Annotated in this window: 12 protein-coding genes and 1 pseudogene; 8 read left to right on the top strand and 5 right to left on the bottom strand. The window is 69.3% G+C overall.

What is annotated here, in order from left to right; translation table 11 throughout:
- From FL311_RS44120 to FL311_RS19130, 8 genes and pseudogenes are all read left to right on the top strand, one after another.
- A pseudogene (locus tag FL311_RS44120) lies at nucleotides 1–265 on the top strand (hypothetical protein); the annotation flags it as partial.
- A 172-nt stretch (nucleotides 266–437) separates the two neighbouring features.
- Nucleotides 438–1,616, top strand: coding sequence for a hypothetical protein (locus FL311_RS19160; RefSeq protein WP_141326836.1), 1,179 nt, complete (start codon nucleotides 438–440; stop codon nucleotides 1,614–1,616).
- Nucleotides 1,617–1,642: 26 nt separating this feature from the next.
- Nucleotides 1,643–1,978: a hypothetical protein gene (locus tag FL311_RS19155; protein ID WP_141326834.1), complete on the top strand. Its 336-nt coding sequence runs from the start codon at nucleotides 1,643–1,645 to the stop codon at nucleotides 1,976–1,978.
- A 47-nt stretch (nucleotides 1,979–2,025) separates the two neighbouring features.
- Nucleotides 2,026–2,931 carry a hypothetical protein gene (locus FL311_RS19150; RefSeq protein WP_141326831.1) on the top strand — a complete coding sequence of 302 codons (906 nt, stop codon included), beginning with the start codon at nucleotides 2,026–2,028 and terminating at the stop codon, nucleotides 2,929–2,931.
- Nucleotides 2,932–3,087: 156 nt separating this feature from the next.
- On the top strand, nucleotides 3,088–4,386 hold the full coding sequence (locus FL311_RS19145) for an AHH domain-containing protein (protein ID WP_194869261.1): 1,299 nt from the start codon (nucleotides 3,088–3,090) through the stop codon (nucleotides 4,384–4,386).
- A 100-nt stretch (nucleotides 4,387–4,486) separates the two neighbouring features.
- Nucleotides 4,487–4,972, top strand: a complete 486-nt coding sequence (locus tag FL311_RS45180; protein WP_342394475.1) for a DUF1629 domain-containing protein — start codon at nucleotides 4,487–4,489, stop codon at nucleotides 4,970–4,972.
- A gap of 153 nt (nucleotides 4,973–5,125) precedes the next feature.
- Nucleotides 5,126–5,626 (top strand): peptidylprolyl isomerase, encoded by a 501-nt coding sequence (locus FL311_RS19135; protein ID WP_141326829.1) that lies wholly within the window; start codon nucleotides 5,126–5,128, stop codon nucleotides 5,624–5,626.
- A 120-nt stretch (nucleotides 5,627–5,746) separates the two neighbouring features.
- Nucleotides 5,747–6,523, top strand: coding sequence for a glutaminyl-peptide cyclotransferase (locus tag FL311_RS19130; RefSeq protein ID WP_141326827.1), 777 nt, complete (start codon nucleotides 5,747–5,749; stop codon nucleotides 6,521–6,523).
- Here the strand turns inward: FL311_RS19130 and FL311_RS19125 are convergent.
- The 5 genes from FL311_RS19125 to FL311_RS19105 all read right to left on the bottom strand — a co-directional run bounded on the left by FL311_RS19125 (nucleotide 6,520) and on the right by FL311_RS19105 (nucleotide 15,372).
- Nucleotides 6,520–7,890: a sigma-54 dependent transcriptional regulator gene (locus FL311_RS19125; protein ID WP_141326825.1), complete on the bottom strand. Its 1,371-nt coding sequence runs from the start codon at nucleotides 7,888–7,890 to the stop codon at nucleotides 6,520–6,522. The two genes, FL311_RS19130 and FL311_RS19125, sit on opposite strands and share 4 nt — an antisense overlap.
- Nucleotides 7,872–9,353, bottom strand: coding sequence for a sensor histidine kinase (locus tag FL311_RS19120; protein WP_141326823.1), 1,482 nt, complete (start codon nucleotides 9,351–9,353; stop codon nucleotides 7,872–7,874). Before FL311_RS19120 ends, FL311_RS19125 begins: the two co-directional genes overlap by 19 nt.
- Before the next feature lie 369 nt (nucleotides 9,354–9,722).
- The gene (locus FL311_RS19115) at nucleotides 9,723–11,306 is read right to left on the bottom strand and encodes an MXAN_6577-like cysteine-rich protein (protein WP_141326821.1); all 1,584 of its coding nucleotides are present in this window, start codon (nucleotides 11,304–11,306) and stop codon (nucleotides 9,723–9,725) included.
- Nucleotides 11,303–13,282 (bottom strand): TonB-dependent siderophore receptor, encoded by a 1,980-nt coding sequence (locus FL311_RS19110; RefSeq protein WP_228556956.1) that lies wholly within the window; start codon nucleotides 13,280–13,282, stop codon nucleotides 11,303–11,305. Before FL311_RS19110 ends, FL311_RS19115 begins: the two co-directional genes overlap by 4 nt.
- Nucleotides 13,279–15,372 (bottom strand): carbamoyltransferase C-terminal domain-containing protein, encoded by a 2,094-nt coding sequence (locus FL311_RS19105; RefSeq protein ID WP_141326819.1) that lies wholly within the window; start codon nucleotides 15,370–15,372, stop codon nucleotides 13,279–13,281. The genes FL311_RS19110 and FL311_RS19105 overlap by 4 nt, the downstream gene beginning before the upstream one ends.

The raw sequence follows: 15,372 nt of genomic DNA, 5'->3' as shown, positions 1-15,372 counted from the left end.
GATTTCGCCGCTGACGATGGTGGCGCTGTTCGCGGTGGCGCAGCTGTTGGGGATTGCCAGTCAGGTGCCGGGAGGGTTGGGGGTGTTCGACTCGGTCATCCTGGCGGCGCTGACGCCCGTGGTGCCGACGTCGGTCGTGATTGGCACGCTGGTGGTGTACCGCATCGTCTACTACCTGCTGCCGTTCGCGGTGGCCGCGCTGATGTTGCTCGGCCACGAGCTGGTGGAGCACCGGTGGTGGGGACGGCGGCGGCAGCCGGGATAGGGCGCTCGGGGCGTGTGGAGAATCCGACAGAGTCGCCGGGAGAGTGGAGGGCAATCATTGGCGCGGGTCTCGTCGTTGGCCTGGAATTGAGCGCGCCCAGGTTTCCCTTCGACAGACTTCTTGTGGGCCCTCGATTCCAGGCCACCCCTTCGTGGGTGAAAGGGCTCCGCCGATGGCCACCGACGCTCCGACGGCTCCGCCTCATACGCCCCTTCTCTACCTGGAGATGGGGGGGAGCAACTTCTTCTCCGAGCGATGTCAGGCGTTGTTGATTCAAGCCCACCTGAACCCTGACTGGTTCGGCTCCTATTCGACCGTTGGAAATGTCTGCTCCGACGCGAAAGCGAAGTGCAGCCGATGGGATGGCGCGACCCAGGCGGAGCGGGACCGCGGGTTCACCGAGAACCCCGGTCCGCCTGCCACGCAGACGCCGCTGGAGCGCCCCACCACGGGAGACCGGTATCTGAACCAGTGCCAGTCCGGGCACCTCGTGCGTGACTCGAACTTCCGTGAAGCGGGCCGCTCCACGGATGGATTGGGACGCAGGGCGCGGGGAGACCCCTGTCGCAACCTGGTGGATGGCTACCAGGAAGAGCAGGCTCCCGCTGTTCCCATGCAAGGGGCAGCCTTCAACCCTCAACATGAGCATGGCCTGCACACGAGGAACGAGAACGCTGATTCCGCGAGGCAGCGCGAACGCAACCTCGCGGAAGGGCGCCCCGAGGAGGAGTATCCTCAAGAGGCTCGCCAGCGGGATGAGGATGGCCGGACGCAGAGCTATCTGGACGATCATCAGGAGAAGTGGCGCACGGCGGAGCGGGAAGCCCTCAATCAGCCTCCAGGGGCGGGCTCCTCCAGCGGCGCTGGCGCAGGTGGCTCCGCGACGAGCGCTGCGGGGCCTGGCGGTGCCGAGGGCGCGGGACTCGGAAAGGTGACCGCGCCCAACTGTGCCCCGGGTGATGTCGTGGAGGGCCGCAGCGCGGCAGAGTGCATCAACAGTTGGCGCAGGAAGGCCGAGGCGCAGATGAAGCAGGACGTTGTGGCCTCCATCAAGAAGAACAAGATAAACAGTGCACCGCTCGCGCAGTTCCCTGGCAAGAAGGCGCCCCCACCGCCACTTCAACAACAGTACCAGCAGCATTTGGACGACGAAGCCCTTGCCGCGAGACGCGCTCATGTCATTGCCCGCCGGCGACTCGGGGCGAACCACCCCACGACGGAGGCCGCGTTGCGGAACAGGCAGGCGACGATGCGTGAAGCCAATCGCATCCGAGGAGCGGGGTGTCTGGCGCAGCAGGGGATGCGCATGAGGGATACCCCGCCGGGCCGCACGACAGGACGGGCGCGATGAGCCCGTGGCTTTCCAAAGGAGAAGACATGTCGGTGAGCGTCGACCAGTCAGCGATGTTGGCGGAGACCTTCCTGAAGGACTACCTACGCCAGAATGAATACTTCACACCCGCCAACGAGCTGACGGACAGTGACGACGATGATGAGGGGGTGGGAGATCTGCGCTTGAGCCTGACCCGGGCGGCGCCAGACCCCGACGAGCCCGATGTCATCTACTTCTTCTTCCTGTACGGGCGTGTCTTCAGGAATCGAGGGGACCCGGCGCTGTCGAAGCTGGTCAATCAATGCATGGCCGCCCTGCTCGCGGCGCATCCCGAGGTGAATCAGTTCAAGCACGAGCTGTGTGTAGACCCCGCGAGGTAGAGCCCGGCTGCGACGCAGCCGCGGGTTCGTGAGAGGAGTCGTGGACGATGCCGCTGGGGCATGCATTCCGGAAGGTCTGTGGTCCCTCCATCGAGGACTGCCACTTCCTGGCGGACCGCTGGGATGGCAAGGGCTGGGTGGAAGACGAGGCTGAATCCTGGGTGGTGCAGGTGTCGGCCGGGCGGATGTATGCGCTCAAGTCCCAGGTCGGCTGGTTGACGGGGCTCTGGTGCTCACCCTCGGGCCGGGTCTACGTCTCCCAGGGCGGCGGCGCGCGAGGAGGGGTGCACGTCTCCCTGGGCCAGGACCCCACGGCGCCCCAGTGGGAGTTCCATCCGCTCCCGCTCCTGGCCATGGGCGTCTGGGGCGTCGATGACCACTTCGTCCTGACGTGGGGCCCGCGCGTGGACAAGCGGGAGGACGGCATGTTCCGGTGGGATGGCACGGCCTGGCAGTCCATTCCCTGTCCGGGCGAGGTCATCAGCGTCCACGGTCTCTCCTCCACCCTGGTCTACGCGGTGGGACGCAAGGGACTCATCTCCCGATGGGATGGCTCCCAATGGCATACGGTGCCTTCCTACACGAGAGCCCCCCTGACAGGGATTCACGTGGCGACTCGGGATGAGATGTACGCCTGTGGTGGCAACGGCGTGATGGAGGGGTCCATCTATGGCTGGTCGGAGGTGGTGGAGTCTCCAGGGATGGTCGTGGACGTGACGAAGTACCACGACGACATCCTGGTGGCGGGCGAGGGCTCCGGCCTGCTGCGCCTGAAGGGCAACCGCCTGGAGCTGGTGGAGCCCTCGCTGCCCGTCACCTCGATGGACAGCCGGGAGAGGCTCGTGGTGGCGACCCCCGAGGAACTCGCGGACTCCCTCGACGGGAAGGTCTTCCGGCGCAAGCCCCTGAGCGAGTTCGTGGACCTCACGCGTGACATCCCCACGATGTGGTAGCGCCTGACTCCCGTTCCTCGCTGGTGTCGGCCGCTGTCTGTCAAGTCACATGGCTGGCTCCGGTCTACCCCCACGGTGGTAGGTCGTGAGCTTGAGAGGAATTGAGCTGCCCGCCCAGGATGCGCGCGTCTTCATGGCGCCTTCCTGGGGGATGTCTTGCGCGGGTCTGGAATCGTCTTGCTGTGTCTGCTCACGGGCTGTGCCACCACGCGCGTCGTCAACCTCGACGCGGGGCACGGCAAGAGAATCACCTACACGCCGATGGAGGTCGCGCCCGTCGAAGTGGAGGAGGACGACTTCCAGCGGGCGCTCTCCGAGCTCATCCTCACCTTGAAGCTGGAGGTCGCCTTTCGCGAGGCGGACGCGGCGGACCAGCATGGTTGGGTCCGGTCAGGAGCGCTGCTTGCATCCTCGAAGGGCATTGTCGACTCCAGCGTGGAGAACTCCCCTGCGTCACTCTACTCGCGCATCTGCCCTGTGCGGGATTCCTGCCTGACGCTGATAGGCGGGACGGGGCTGTCCTTCTCACGCAAGGACCGCACGTTGATGGCCCTGTCCTTCGCCTTGGATACTGTCTGGGAGAGCGTCGAGGACGAAGTGGGGCACATGCTCAACCCCGTCGTACTCAAGGCGATGATCAGCTCGGCCGCGCTGGCGCTGCTCTTGACGATGACCTTGCCCGAGCCCGTCACCAAGACCATCGCGGTCGCCCTGACGGCCTCCCTCATTGCTTATCTCGGGGTCGTCCCGGTGTGGGAGATGGGGCAGGGGTTCCTCCGGCTATGGGAGGCCTCCGAGCGGGCGACGAGCATCGTCGAGCTGCAAGACATCGGTCATCGCTTCGGCAAGGTGCTCGGGACGAATGGGACCCGCGTGTTGGTGCTGCTGCTCACGTCGGCACTCGGGGGCCGCGCCGCGATGGCGGCACAGGGGCCGAGGTTGCCAGGGTTCTCCCAGGCGGCGCTGCGCGCTCAGGTCGAGGGAGGGTTCAAGCTCGAGGCGGCGCTCGGCGCGGGAGTGGGGTCCATCGCGCTGCCCGCGGCGGGAGTGCTCAACGTGGCCCTGGCTCCCGGCGCCGTGGCGGTGATTGCGTCGTACTCCACCGGGCGCATTCCCGGGGACGCCGAGGGCCCGGTCCATCACATCTGCACGAACAAGAACACCGTCTCGACATTGCGCGGTGGGCCGTGGACGCCGCTGTGCGAGGAGGTGTTCGAGATGGCGGGGATGAGCTTGGAGGACGCGGCCAATAAAGTGCGCCTCAAAGGGCACGAGGGGCCACATCCCGAGCTGTACCATTCCCAGGTGGTGCCCCGATTGCAGCGAGCCGTCAAGGACTGTAGGGGAACCGAGGATTGCCGCGTGCGACTGGTGAACGAGCTGGCGAGGATTGCGAACGAGTTGCTCACGCCGGGCTCGGAGCTGCGCGGCTACATCGTGAAGGCAGGGGAGTGAGGTGGACCGTCACTTCTATTGGGTCGAAATCGCCGATGTCCCTCAGTGGTACCTCACGACTCCCGCGCCGGCCTCGGGGGGGAGGTTCGAGGACCCAGGGATGTTCACCGACGGGCGCCCCCTCTCCGACCCTGGACCCATCCTGGCGCGAGTGCGTCATCGGGGCAGCCCACGTGCGTTCGTGTTCGCCGGCGTGCAGCGAGTTCCTGTCGTCAGCGAGGAGGTGGGCCAGGCCTTGAAGACCCTCGCGCCCGGCGATGTGCAGCTGTTCCCGGTGTCCGTCGAGGATGTGGACGAGCGCTTCTTCATCGTGAATGTGGTCAGGGTCGTCGACTGCATCGACGAAGCGGGTTCCACGGGAGTCCAGCACTACGCCGAGGACGACCCATTCCCCGAGCGTGCGGGAGAGTTCCGGTGGATCTCGGGTCTGCGAATCCTCCCCGAGAAGACGGAGGGTGCGCGTGCCTTCATGCTGAAGCGCTTCAAGCACCCCATCATCGTCGCGGAGGAGGTCAAGGAGGCGCTCGAGCGAATCGGCAACCTGGGCGTCATGTTCAAGCGCGTCACGGGGAACCCGGGCGCTTGATGGGAAGTCGCCCCTCGGCGGACGGCGGAATCGTTCGCCAGTGCAATCCTCCGCCGGCTCCCGGGACGCAGCGCCTCACGTGTTCATTGCGGACAGCGGCACCGAAGAGGTAGTGGTGTGCGCCTTCCACCCTCTACCTCCAGGGAACCTTCCATGCCCACGGTCGAACTGACGACGAACTTCGGCAATATCACCATCGAGCTGGACGAGGCCAAGGCGCCCAAGTCCGTCAGCAACTTCCTCGAGCTCGTCGGGAAGGGCCACTACGACGGCACCGTCTTCCACCGTGTCATCGAGAACTTCATGATTCAGGGCGGTGGGTTCGAGCCGGGAATGAGGCAGAAGCCGGTCCCGACCGCGCAGATCCAGAACGAGGCCAACAACGGCCTGAAGAACGAGCAGTACACCGTCGCGATGGCCCGCACCAACGACCCGCACTCCGCCTCCGCGCAGTTCTTCATCAACACGGTCAACAACTCGTTCCTGAACCACACCGCGCCCACGGTGCAGGGCTGGGGCTACGCCGTGTTCGGCAAGGTGGTGAAGGGGCAGGAGGTCGTGGACAAGATCAAGAAGGTGCGCACCGGCAACAAGAGCGGTCACAGCGACGTGCCCCTCGAGGACGTGGTCATCCAGAGCGCCAAGGTCGTCTGACGCGGAAGGTGTCGTCCACGCCGTGACACGTCCCGGTCCTCCCGGGCCGGGAGTGTGTTGTGCCGGTCCGCGTTTCCTGCTTCCGTGCGCGACTCGATGCACTTGAATCAGCGAGCGTGGATGTCGGCCATCTGTGTGCTGGGGTTGGGCGTGGGCTGTAGCTGTGGACCTGTCCATCGTCGACCGACGGAGGGCGGCCCCACACGGAAGGTGGCCCGCATCGTCCAGGAGTATCCGCACTCCACCGAGGCCTTCACCCAGGGCCTCGTCTTCCACCAGGGGCGCCTGTTCGAGAGCACCGGCCAGAAGGGCTCGCTGCGCGAAATCTCGCTCGAGTCCGCCACGCCCCTCTGGATCGAGCGCCTGGGCGACGTCTTCACCGAGGGCCTCGCCAGCGACGGCGAGCGCCTCTACCAGCTCACCTGGACCGAGGGCCTGCTCTTCACCTGGAGCGGCCTGCCCCCCACCCGTGAGCGCACCACGCCGTACGAAGGCGACGGCTGGGGCCTGTGCTACTGGCAGGGCCGGCTGGTCCGCAGCGACGGCAGCTCCACGCTGACGTTCCACGACCCCGACACCTTCGAGCCCCTGGACTCCGTCGAGGTCACCCTCCAGGGCCAGCCCCAGGAGCAGCTCAACGAGCTGGAGTGCGCCAACGGCGTCATCTACGCCAACGTCTGGCACTCCACGGACGTGCTCGAAATCGACCCGGCTACCGGCCGGGTCACCGCCGTCATCGACGCCTCCGCCCTCGCGCGCTCCGTGGCCTCCCAGGTCCGAGGCATCACCGACGCTGTCCTCAACGGCATCGCCGTGGAGCCCGGCACCGGCCGCATGCTGATGACCGGCAAGCTCTGGCCCAAGCTCTTCGAGGTGAAGCTGGAGACGCTCGACTAGGGCTTCTTCGCCTCGTCGTCCCGCTCCAGCTTCCGGTACAGCGTCTTGCGGTCCACGCCGAGGATTCGCGCCGCCAGCGTGCGGCTGCCGCCCACCGTCTCCAGCACGCGGTGGATGTAGCGCCGCTCCAGCTCCTCCAGCGTCACCAGCTCCGAGGGGTCCGTGTTCTCCGGCACCACCTTCGGCTGGCTGTAGTTCCGGATGCGCTCGGGCAGGTCATCCACGGTGATCTGCTCGAACGACGTCAGCGCCACCGCGCGCTCCATGCTGTTCTGCAGCTCGCGCACGTTGCCCGGCCACCCATACGCCAGCAGCCGCTGCGCCGCCGCCGGTGACAGCCCCACCACCCGCTTGTTGTTGCGCGCGGCGAACTGCTCGATGAACCGCTGCGACAACAGCAGCACGTCGTTGCCCCGCGCCCGCAGGGGCGGCAGCTCCACGCCGATGACGTTGAGCCGGTAGTACAAATCCTCGCGGAACCGGCCCTCCTCCACCGCCAGCTCCAAGTCCCGGTTCGTCGCCGCGACGATGCGCGCGTCGAACGGCACCTCCGTGTCCCCGCCCACCGGCCGCACCACCCGCTCCTGCAGCGCGCGCAGCAGCTTCGGCTGGAGCGTGAGCGGCAGCTCGCCCACCTCGTCCAGGAACAGGGTGCCGCCGTGCGCCTGGATGAAGAGCCCCGCGCGCGCCGCCTTCGCGTCCGTGAAGGCGCCCTTGGCGTGGCCGAACAGCTCGCTCTCCAGCAGCGCCTCCGGCATGGCCGCGCAGTTGATGGCCACGAAGGCTCCCTGCGCGCGGCGTCCACGGGTGTGCACCGCCCGCGCGGCCACCTCCTTGCCCGTGCCGCTCTCGCCGGTAATGAGCACCGTCGAGTCCAGGTCCGCCACCCGGTCGATGAGCGCGTAGGCCTGCTGCATGGCGGGGCTCTCGCCCACCACCGCGCCGCTGTCCTGCTGCCGTCGCCCCAGCTCCTGCCGCAGCCGGCGCACCTCGTCGCGCAGGGCGCGGTGCTGCACCGCGCGCTCCAGCACCAGCACCAGCGCGTCGATGTCGATGGGCTTGGTGACGAAGTCGTACGCCCCCGCGCGGATGGCGGCCACCGCCGTCTCCATGCTGCCGAACGCCGTCATCACCACGACGGGGATGTCCGGCCGGTTGAGGACGATGCGCTCGCACAGGGCCAGTCCGTCCATGCCCGGCATGCGCAGGTCCGTGAGCACCACGTCGAAGTCCTCGCCGGCGAGCTTTGCCAGCGCCTCGTCGGCGGACCCCATCGCCACGGGCGTGTAGCCCCGGCGGGTCAACCCCTTCTCCAACATGGCGCGCATCTCGCGCTCGTCCTCGACCATCAGGACGCGGCCTGGCATGTGTCCCCTCCGCTCGGCAGATAGATGGAGAAGCAGCTACCGCGTCCCAGCTCGCTTCGCACGGCAATCCAGCCGCCATGGTCCCTCACCAGACCATAGGACACGGACAGCCCCAGCCCCGTGCCCTCGCCCACGTCCTTCGTGGTGAAGAACGGCTCGAACACGTGCGCCAGCACGTCCGGGGCAATCCCGCTGCCCTCGTCCTCCACGTCCACGCGCACGTAGCTCCCCTCGGGGCCTCCCACGTCCTGGGGCGGCGTGGTCCGGGCGTGGGCCGCGTGCACGCGCACCGTCCCCGGCTGGTTCATGGCCTGCAACGCGTTCATCACCAGGTTGGTCAACACCTGCTGCACCTGTCCCCCATCCGCCTCCACCGTGACGCCTGCGGGGATGTCCTCCACCAGGGTGATGCTCTTCTTGGCGGCCATGGGCCTGAGCAGGGACAGCGAGCGGGAGACGAGCTCCCGCACGTCCTCCGGGGCCCGGTGGGGCGCGCGGCGCCGCGCGAAGTCGAGCAGCTGCCGGATGATGCGCGTCATGTGCTGTGCCTGCTGGCTGATGATGCGGGCGCTCTCGCCCACCTCCTCGCCCTCCGCCTCGCCCGACGAAATCATCTTCGCGCGGCCCATCACCACGTTGAGCGGCGTGCCCAGCTCGTGCGCCACGCCCGACGCCAGCTTGCCCACCGTGGTGAGCCGGTCCGCGTGCCGCAGGTGCTCCACCGCGGCCAGGCGCGCGGCCGTCTCCGCGGACAGGCGTGAGCGCGTCTCCTCCAACTGCTCGCCCATGCGGTTCATCGCGTTGGCCAGCGTCGTCAGCTCGTCCCCCCGCCGCTGCGGTGGCAGCCGCACGCGCGCGGACAAATCCCCATGGCCGAAGCGCTCCGCCAGCTGGACCAGCTGGTCCACCGGCTCACCGACGAGCCTGCGGCCCATGGCCATGGCGACGATGAGGAACGCGAAGGTGATGGTGCCCGTGGCGACGATGGTGCCCACCACCGTGACGAAGACGTGCTGGCGCTCCTCGCCCAGCGACTCGGTGATTTCGATGGCGCCGAAGCGCGGGCCAATCTTCACCGGCGTGTACGAGTGCAAGAGGCCCGGCGCCGGGTCCGGGTCCACCATGGAGCCGTCCCTGCCCTGGCGCAGCGTGGCCATCAGCCGGGGCGGGAAGCCCGCGAGCGACGGCGTCCCGGGGCCGCCATCCAGCCAGACCCAGCGCAGGTGGACCTGCTCCTGGTAGTTGTTGGACTGGTTGAGGAGATTGAGCGCCTCGCGCTCACCGGCCAGCTGCCACGCCTTGCCGATGGTGCCCGCGAGCGTGTGGCCGAGCAGCCGATGGTCGTGCTGCATGTCCAGCGCCGAGCGCTCCAGCTCGCGGCGGACCTGGATGACCTGCAGCGCGGCGATGACGGCCACGGCGAGCAGGACGAGGGCGAGGGTGAACTTGCGTGCGAGTCTCACGGTGGGTCGAGGCTATTCCGGTCCATGCACGTGGGAGGGGTCGAGAATGCATGGACCGGAAGGAAGTACTCAGAAACTACCGCGACTGCCGTGAGAAGGCGTCAGGACGTCGCGTCGGGCTCCTCGGCGGGCGAGCAATCGCCCGAAGCTCGGCGTGGGTGCACGAGGACCGACGTGCGCTGCGTGACGCCTCCTCCGGTTTCCGCCCCGCGATGTGGCCGGGGCACGCGGAGGCTCTAGAGCATCCTCTGTGCCAGCGTCTGGCACGGGCGGCTCCCTCGGAGGAAGGCCCCGGACGGGGTGGAATGTCCCGCCGGGGCCGGGGCACATTGCCCCATCGGGGCGAAGTGCCCCCGAGGTGCCCTGGAATCAGGGCAGGGCCACCACGTCGCTAACCAGCGAGAAGCCGCTGGCGGGACAGGCGGCGATGGCGGGCTCGGAGGTGTCCTTCAGGCCCCGACGCTCGACCAGGGTGTTGCCCACGATTTCGTGGACGAAGACGCGGCCGCCGTTGGTGTCGCCGGTGTAGATGCGCGGGCCCACCACGGCGAACCGGCCGGCGGCGGGGATGGGGCAGGAGCCGATGCCCGGCGAGCAGGCGATGGGCTCCGAGGCCACCACGGTGTCCTGCGCGTCCAGCATCACCAGGCCCGTGCGCTCCACGGACACCAGCTTGAACTCGGCGTCATAGGTGGACCTGCCGCCGCAGCTCACCACCAGGTGCTCGCCCACGGACGCCACCGCGTTGGGGTTGAGGCAGTCGTCGCCCAGGCCAACGAGGCTCACCGCGCCCGTCGCTGGCTCGATGCGCGCGAGCAGGCCCGGGCCGCCGGGGGCGTAGGTGGCGGGGTTGAGGTTGTTGAGGGCCACGTACACCTTGCCGCGGTGCTGGGTGATGCCCGCGGGCGTGGACAGCGTGGTGTTGTCCGGGAAGGGACGCAGCGCGGCGCCCGTGGGCAGGTCGATGGTGGCCGTCACCCTCGGCTCGGAGGGAGACGCCAGCGAGACGCGCGCCACGCGGCCTCCGGCGCTGGGGTCGCCCACGAGGTTGCCGTAGAGGGTGACCCACAGCTCGTTGCCCACGCGCGCCATGCCGAAGGGGTTGGTGTTGGCGCCGAAGCTCACGCTGGCGACGTTCTGGAGCGAGATGCCCTCGGGGTGGCGCTTGCCGGGCGGGAGCGGCTCGGTGCTCCGCAGCACCTGGAGCGTGTTGTCGGTGGAGTTGAGGATGTAGATGAACGGCCCCTCGACGAGGACCTGGTTGGGCGCGCGGCCTGTGTCGTATCGCGGAGGCAGCACGCCGTAGTCGTCCAGCCGCGCCTGGATGAGCTTGCGCGTGGAGTCGAGCACCAGCAGCACGTCGCTCATCCGCGCGGCGCTCTGCGGCGACGACGCCACCAGCGTGCCGGGGCCCTTGAGGTCCACGCCGGACTGGATGCCCACCACCTGGCCGGTGTTGAAGCACGTGGCCACGATGTCGTACGTGCACACGCCGCCCCGGCACGTCCGCGCGTCGCCGCAGACGTTGCCGCAGGCGCCGCAGTTCAGGTTGCTCGAGTCCCCGTCCACGCACGCGTTGCCGCAGCGGAGCAGGCCCGCGGTGCAGTTGAGCTGACACGTGCCCTGCTCGCACACCTCGCTGCTGTCGCACGTCGTGCCGCAGGCGCCGCAGTGCTGGGGCGAGGACCGGGTGTCGACGCAGGCGCCGTCACAGGCCGTGGTCCCCGTCAGACAGCGACACGCGCCCTCGGCGCAGAGCTGGCCTTCGCCACAGGCGTTGCCGCAGGCGCCACAGTTCGCGGACTCGCTGGTGAGGTCCGCGCAGGTGTCGCCGCAGCGGGAGAGGCCCTCGCTGCAGACGACGCCCTCATCGGGGCAGCCGGTGAGCAGCAGGCATGAGAGCAGGGAGCAGAGGAGCGCGAGGTGGCGTCCGGGAGGAGGCGAGGGCTTCATGGGGTGTCCGCCTTGTTGGCAGTGGAAGGAGAGGGTGGAACGTCGAGCGCCAGGGCCACGGAGGCGAGCACCGCGCGGCCCGGCAGGGGATAGCCGTCGAAGTCGTCGACGTGGACGTCGAGCACGTTCTTGAGGTCGACGGAGAAGGTGAAGGCGGGGCGCTGGCCCACCGTGGTGGACAGGCCCGCGTGCACGAGCGTACGGCCCGGGAGCACCAGCTCGCCGGTGCGGTTGCGAAGCTGTGAGGACTGGGCGCGCACTTCCACGCGGCCCGTGAGCCACGAGGGGCCCGCCGTCACTCGCGCGGCGAGGGTGTGGCGCGGCCGGAGCGGGATGTCCTTCAGGTAGTAGCGCGGGTCGTCCCGGAGGTTGCGGGAGACGAGGAGCGTGTACGCCAGCGAGCCCGACAGGAAGGAGAAGGGGCGCGCCTCCGCGTCCACCTCCAGGCCGGAGACGCGCGCGGAGGCGAAGTTGCTCGGCTTCGCGGCGAACGGGGGATACGCCTCGTAGGTGATGAGGTCCTCGTAGCTCGCGAAGAAGCCGCCCATCGACACGAGCGAGCGCTCCGTGCGGTGCGCCAGCGCCACGTCCGCGGACACGGCGCGCTCGGGGCGCAGGTCCGGGTTGGGCAGCAGCGTGCCCTGGCGCACGTACAGCTCCACCAGCGAGGGGGCCCGGTGCGCCTGTCCCACGTTGGCGCGCAGCTCCAGACGCGCGGGCAGCGTCACGCGTGCGCCCAGCTTGGGGGACAGCAGCGTGTACGCGCCCACACGCTCCACGCGCAGCGAGGGCGTCACGTGGAGCCGGCCGTCGAGCAGCGCCAGGTCATCCATCACGCGGACACTGGCGCGCAGCCACGACGTGCGTCCATCCGAAGTCACGGGCGCGCCATCGGTGGCCACGCCTTCCCCGCCGAGGCTCGCCAGCGCGGAGACGACGGTCCAGCTTCCCAGCGGCAGGCTGCCCTCGGCCTCCACGCCGCCCGTGCGCAGGGTCTGCACGCCCTGCTGTGGCAGCGGCCCCCCCGACAGCTCCAGCCGCTCCTGGCGATAGTGCGCGCGAGCGGACACGTGGATGTGGTGGCCCAGGTCGCCCAGCACGCGCAGGCTCAGGATGCCGCGACGGTTGGACTGACGCGCGTCCGCGAGCGGGTTCTGCGCCGTGCCCGCGAGCCCTCGTCCCTCCAGGGTCCCTTCGCCCATCGCGTCCAGCACCACACCCAGGGAGAGGCGGCGGCGCAGTCGCACGAGCGCCCCGGCGCCGCGCGCGTCGTTGTTCTCGCGACGTCGCAGCTCGGGCGCGTCACCCGGCAGCGTGGGCGTGGCATCGAACGGATAGGAGAAGCGCCCGGACGACGTGCCACCGTGGAGCAGCAGGAGCAGCTCGCTGTCCAGCACGGGCCCGGTGAGCGACAGCCACCCGGTGGTGGTGCTCCAGCTCCCGTGGCTCAGCTCGCCCGCGAGGCTCAACGTGTCGCCGGGGGCGCGGGTGATGATGTTCACCACGCCGCCGAGCGCGCCGCTGCCGTGGCTGGAGCCGGCGCTCCCGCGCATCACCTCCAGCTCACGCGCGAGCGCGAGCGGGACGCGCGACAGGTCCATGCTCCCGCCCGCGCCGTTGAGGGGGATGCCGTCGAGCAGCACCAGCGTCCCGTTCGACGAGGCGCCGCGCACCACCAGGCTCTTGCCCTGGCCGTACCCGCCCGAGTCCTGGATGGAGACGCCAGGCGCGGTGGACAGCACCTCCGCGGTGTCACGCGCGGTGCCGCCGCGCTCCTCGACGGAGATGACGGTGACGACGCTGCTCGGGTCGCGACGGGCCGCGCGGTCCATCGGCTCCGGGTCGGGCACCTCGCCCACCACGTCGATGACCTCGGACATGGGGGGAGTGCCCGCATCCTCGGTGGACTGGGCCCGCACGGAGGCGCACGCCAGCAGCCCCAGGCCCAGCAGGCCCCTGGCGAGCGTCGTCCTCACACGCCCGGACCGAACTGGAGGACACGGGCGCGCCGCAGCGTGCCGAGCATCCGCGTCAGCTTCTGCTCGTCCATGCTCGAGTCCTCGCGAGACACCCGCTCCAGGAGCTTCCAGCCGCTCATCCCGCGCTGCACCTGGGCGACGAGGGTCGACAGCTCGCTCGACACGAGCTGCACGGCCGCGCCCCACGGCGTTTGCACCTTGAACGCGCCACCTTGTTGCCCGCTGCCCAGCATCCGGCGCGCATCCTCCAGGTTGCGTCCCGAGGCGTCCAGGCCAAAGCCCAGCGGCTCCTTCAAGAGAGGGCGCAGGTCCAGCGTGTCCTCCGCGCTTTCCGAGGACAGGGGCGCGATTCGCTCTCCGAGGACGACCACCTCCAGGTCCAGCAGTGAATGCAGCGCCTCGTGCTTGGACACGAAGCGGTCCAGGAGCACGCAGCCCTCCAGCCCCGTGGACAGCAGGCCCCACAGCGCGTCCTCGGGCGTCTCGACGATGGGCTCCCCGGCGATGTTGAACGAGGTGTTGAGCAGGATGGGCACCCCGGTGCGCTCATGGAAGGCGGTGAGCAGCGCGTGCAGCAGGGGCGTGTGCTCCCGCGTCACCGTCTGCACGCGGCCGGTGCCGTTGACGTGGGCGACGGCGGGGACGCGCTCGCGCTGCTCTTCACGGAAGCGCCACACGCGGAGCATGAAGGGGCTGTCCGTGGAGGCCGTGTCGACGTCGAACCACTCGCGCACCTTCTCCGCGAGGATGACGGGGGCGAAGGGACGGAAGCCCTCGCGGAACTTCACCCGCGCGTTGAGGGTGTCCTTCATGTCGCGAGGCCGCGGGTCGCAGAGGATGCTCCGCTGGCCCAGGGAGCGTGGACCCAGCTCGGAGCCGCCCTGGAACCAGCCGAGCATCTTCCCCTCGGCGAGCAGGTCGGCCACCTCGGGGACGAGTCGCGGCAATCGCCGCGACACCACCGCGGGAACGGTGCGCAGCGCGGTGTCGCAGTCCTCGGCGGAGTACGTCCTGCCCGTGCTGTCATGACCCAGTCGCCGCGTGGAGCGCCGCCCCGTGAGCTGCCAAAGCCCGTGGTACGCCGCGCCGATGGCGGTGCCGCTGTCCTCCGCGGCGGGCATCACGTAGAGGTCCTTGAAGCCGCTCTCGGTGAAGAGCCGCTCGTTCGCCACGCTGTTGAGCGCGACGCCCCCGGCGTAGCAGAGCGCGTCGCAGGACGTGCTCGCGCGCAGTCGACGCACCAGCCGCAAGAGCCCGTCCTCCAGCGCCGCCTGCGCCGAGGCCGCGAGGTTCCGATACTCCACCTGTCGCGCGGGCCAGCGCTCGTCATGCGTGAAGCGGCGAGGCACGGTGTCGTGGAACACGAAGCGCCCGTCGACGATGTCGAAGAAGTCCGACACAGGCGTGTCCGCCACGCCGTGAGGGGCCATGCCCATGACCTTGCCCGGCCCCTCCAGGACATCCGAGAAGAGCTGTCGCCCGACGGCCGAGTACAGCCCGCCCAGGCTGCCGAAGCGAGGCATGCCCCGGAAGCGCTCCAGGTCCACGGAGGACGTCACCTCCAGGAACGTGCCCAGGTGCTTCTCCACTGGCACGAAGCCCTCGCGCGACGCGTGGTAGACGGACAGCGTCTCCTCTCCGCGTCGCTCGGTGACGACCGCTGACAGCTCCTCGGGGGACAGGTCCTGGACGTTGGAGCCGAACCCATCCACGACGAGCACCAGCGCCTCGTCGAAGCCCGACGTCGCGAACGCGCCCACCGCGTGGCCCAGGTGGTGCGAGAGGTAGCGCACCGGGACACCTGGAGCGAGGTCCGGGTTGGCGCGCACGTCGTACAGCGGCCCGCGAGGCCCCATCAGCGAGCAGCACGAGACGAGGCTGAGCTCGTCCGCGCGGATGCCCGCCGTCTCCAGGCAGTAGCGCACCGCGAAGGACACGGCTCCGCCAGGGAGCCACGCCCGCTTGCGGCGGATGAGTCGCTCCTCCTGCACGGCGACGACCAGCTCGTCACCACGCAGGAGGCACGCGGCGCCGTTGTGATTCGACGCGCCGATGCCCAGCACCCACGGAGCGCTGTCCCGGGACAT

It is taken from the genome of Myxococcus sp. AB025B (assembly GCF_006518215.1).
Taxonomy (GTDB): domain Bacteria; phylum Myxococcota; class Myxococcia; order Myxococcales; family Myxococcaceae; genus Myxococcus; species Myxococcus fulvus.
This window is presented reverse-complemented; position numbering and strand designations above follow the sequence as displayed.

Excerpts from the sequence above, each read along its gene's own strand:
- FL311_RS19160 (WP_141326836.1), top strand. The coding sequence starts at position 438 with ATGGCCACCGACGCTCCGACGGCTCCGCCTCATACGCCCCTTCTCTAC.
- FL311_RS19155 (WP_141326834.1), top strand. The coding sequence starts at position 1,643 with ATGTCGGTGAGCGTCGACCAGTCAGCGATGTTGGCGGAGACCTTCCTG.
- FL311_RS19150 (WP_141326831.1), top strand. The coding sequence starts at position 2,026 with ATGCCGCTGGGGCATGCATTCCGGAAGGTCTGTGGTCCCTCCATCGAG.
- FL311_RS45180 (WP_342394475.1), top strand. The coding sequence starts at position 4,487 with ATGTTCACCGACGGGCGCCCCCTCTCCGACCCTGGACCCATCCTGGCG.
- FL311_RS19135 (WP_141326829.1), top strand. The coding sequence starts at position 5,126 with ATGCCCACGGTCGAACTGACGACGAACTTCGGCAATATCACCATCGAG.
- FL311_RS19130 (WP_141326827.1), top strand. The coding sequence starts at position 5,747 with ATGTCGGCCATCTGTGTGCTGGGGTTGGGCGTGGGCTGTAGCTGTGGA.
- FL311_RS19125 (WP_141326825.1), bottom strand. The coding sequence starts at position 7,890 with ATGCCAGGCCGCGTCCTGATGGTCGAGGACGAGCGCGAGATGCGCGCC.
- FL311_RS19115 (WP_141326821.1), bottom strand. The coding sequence starts at position 11,306 with ATGAAGCCCTCGCCTCCTCCCGGACGCCACCTCGCGCTCCTCTGCTCC.
- FL311_RS19105 (WP_141326819.1), bottom strand. The coding sequence starts at position 15,372 with ATGTCCCGGGACAGCGCTCCGTGGGTGCTGGGCATCGGCGCGTCGAAT.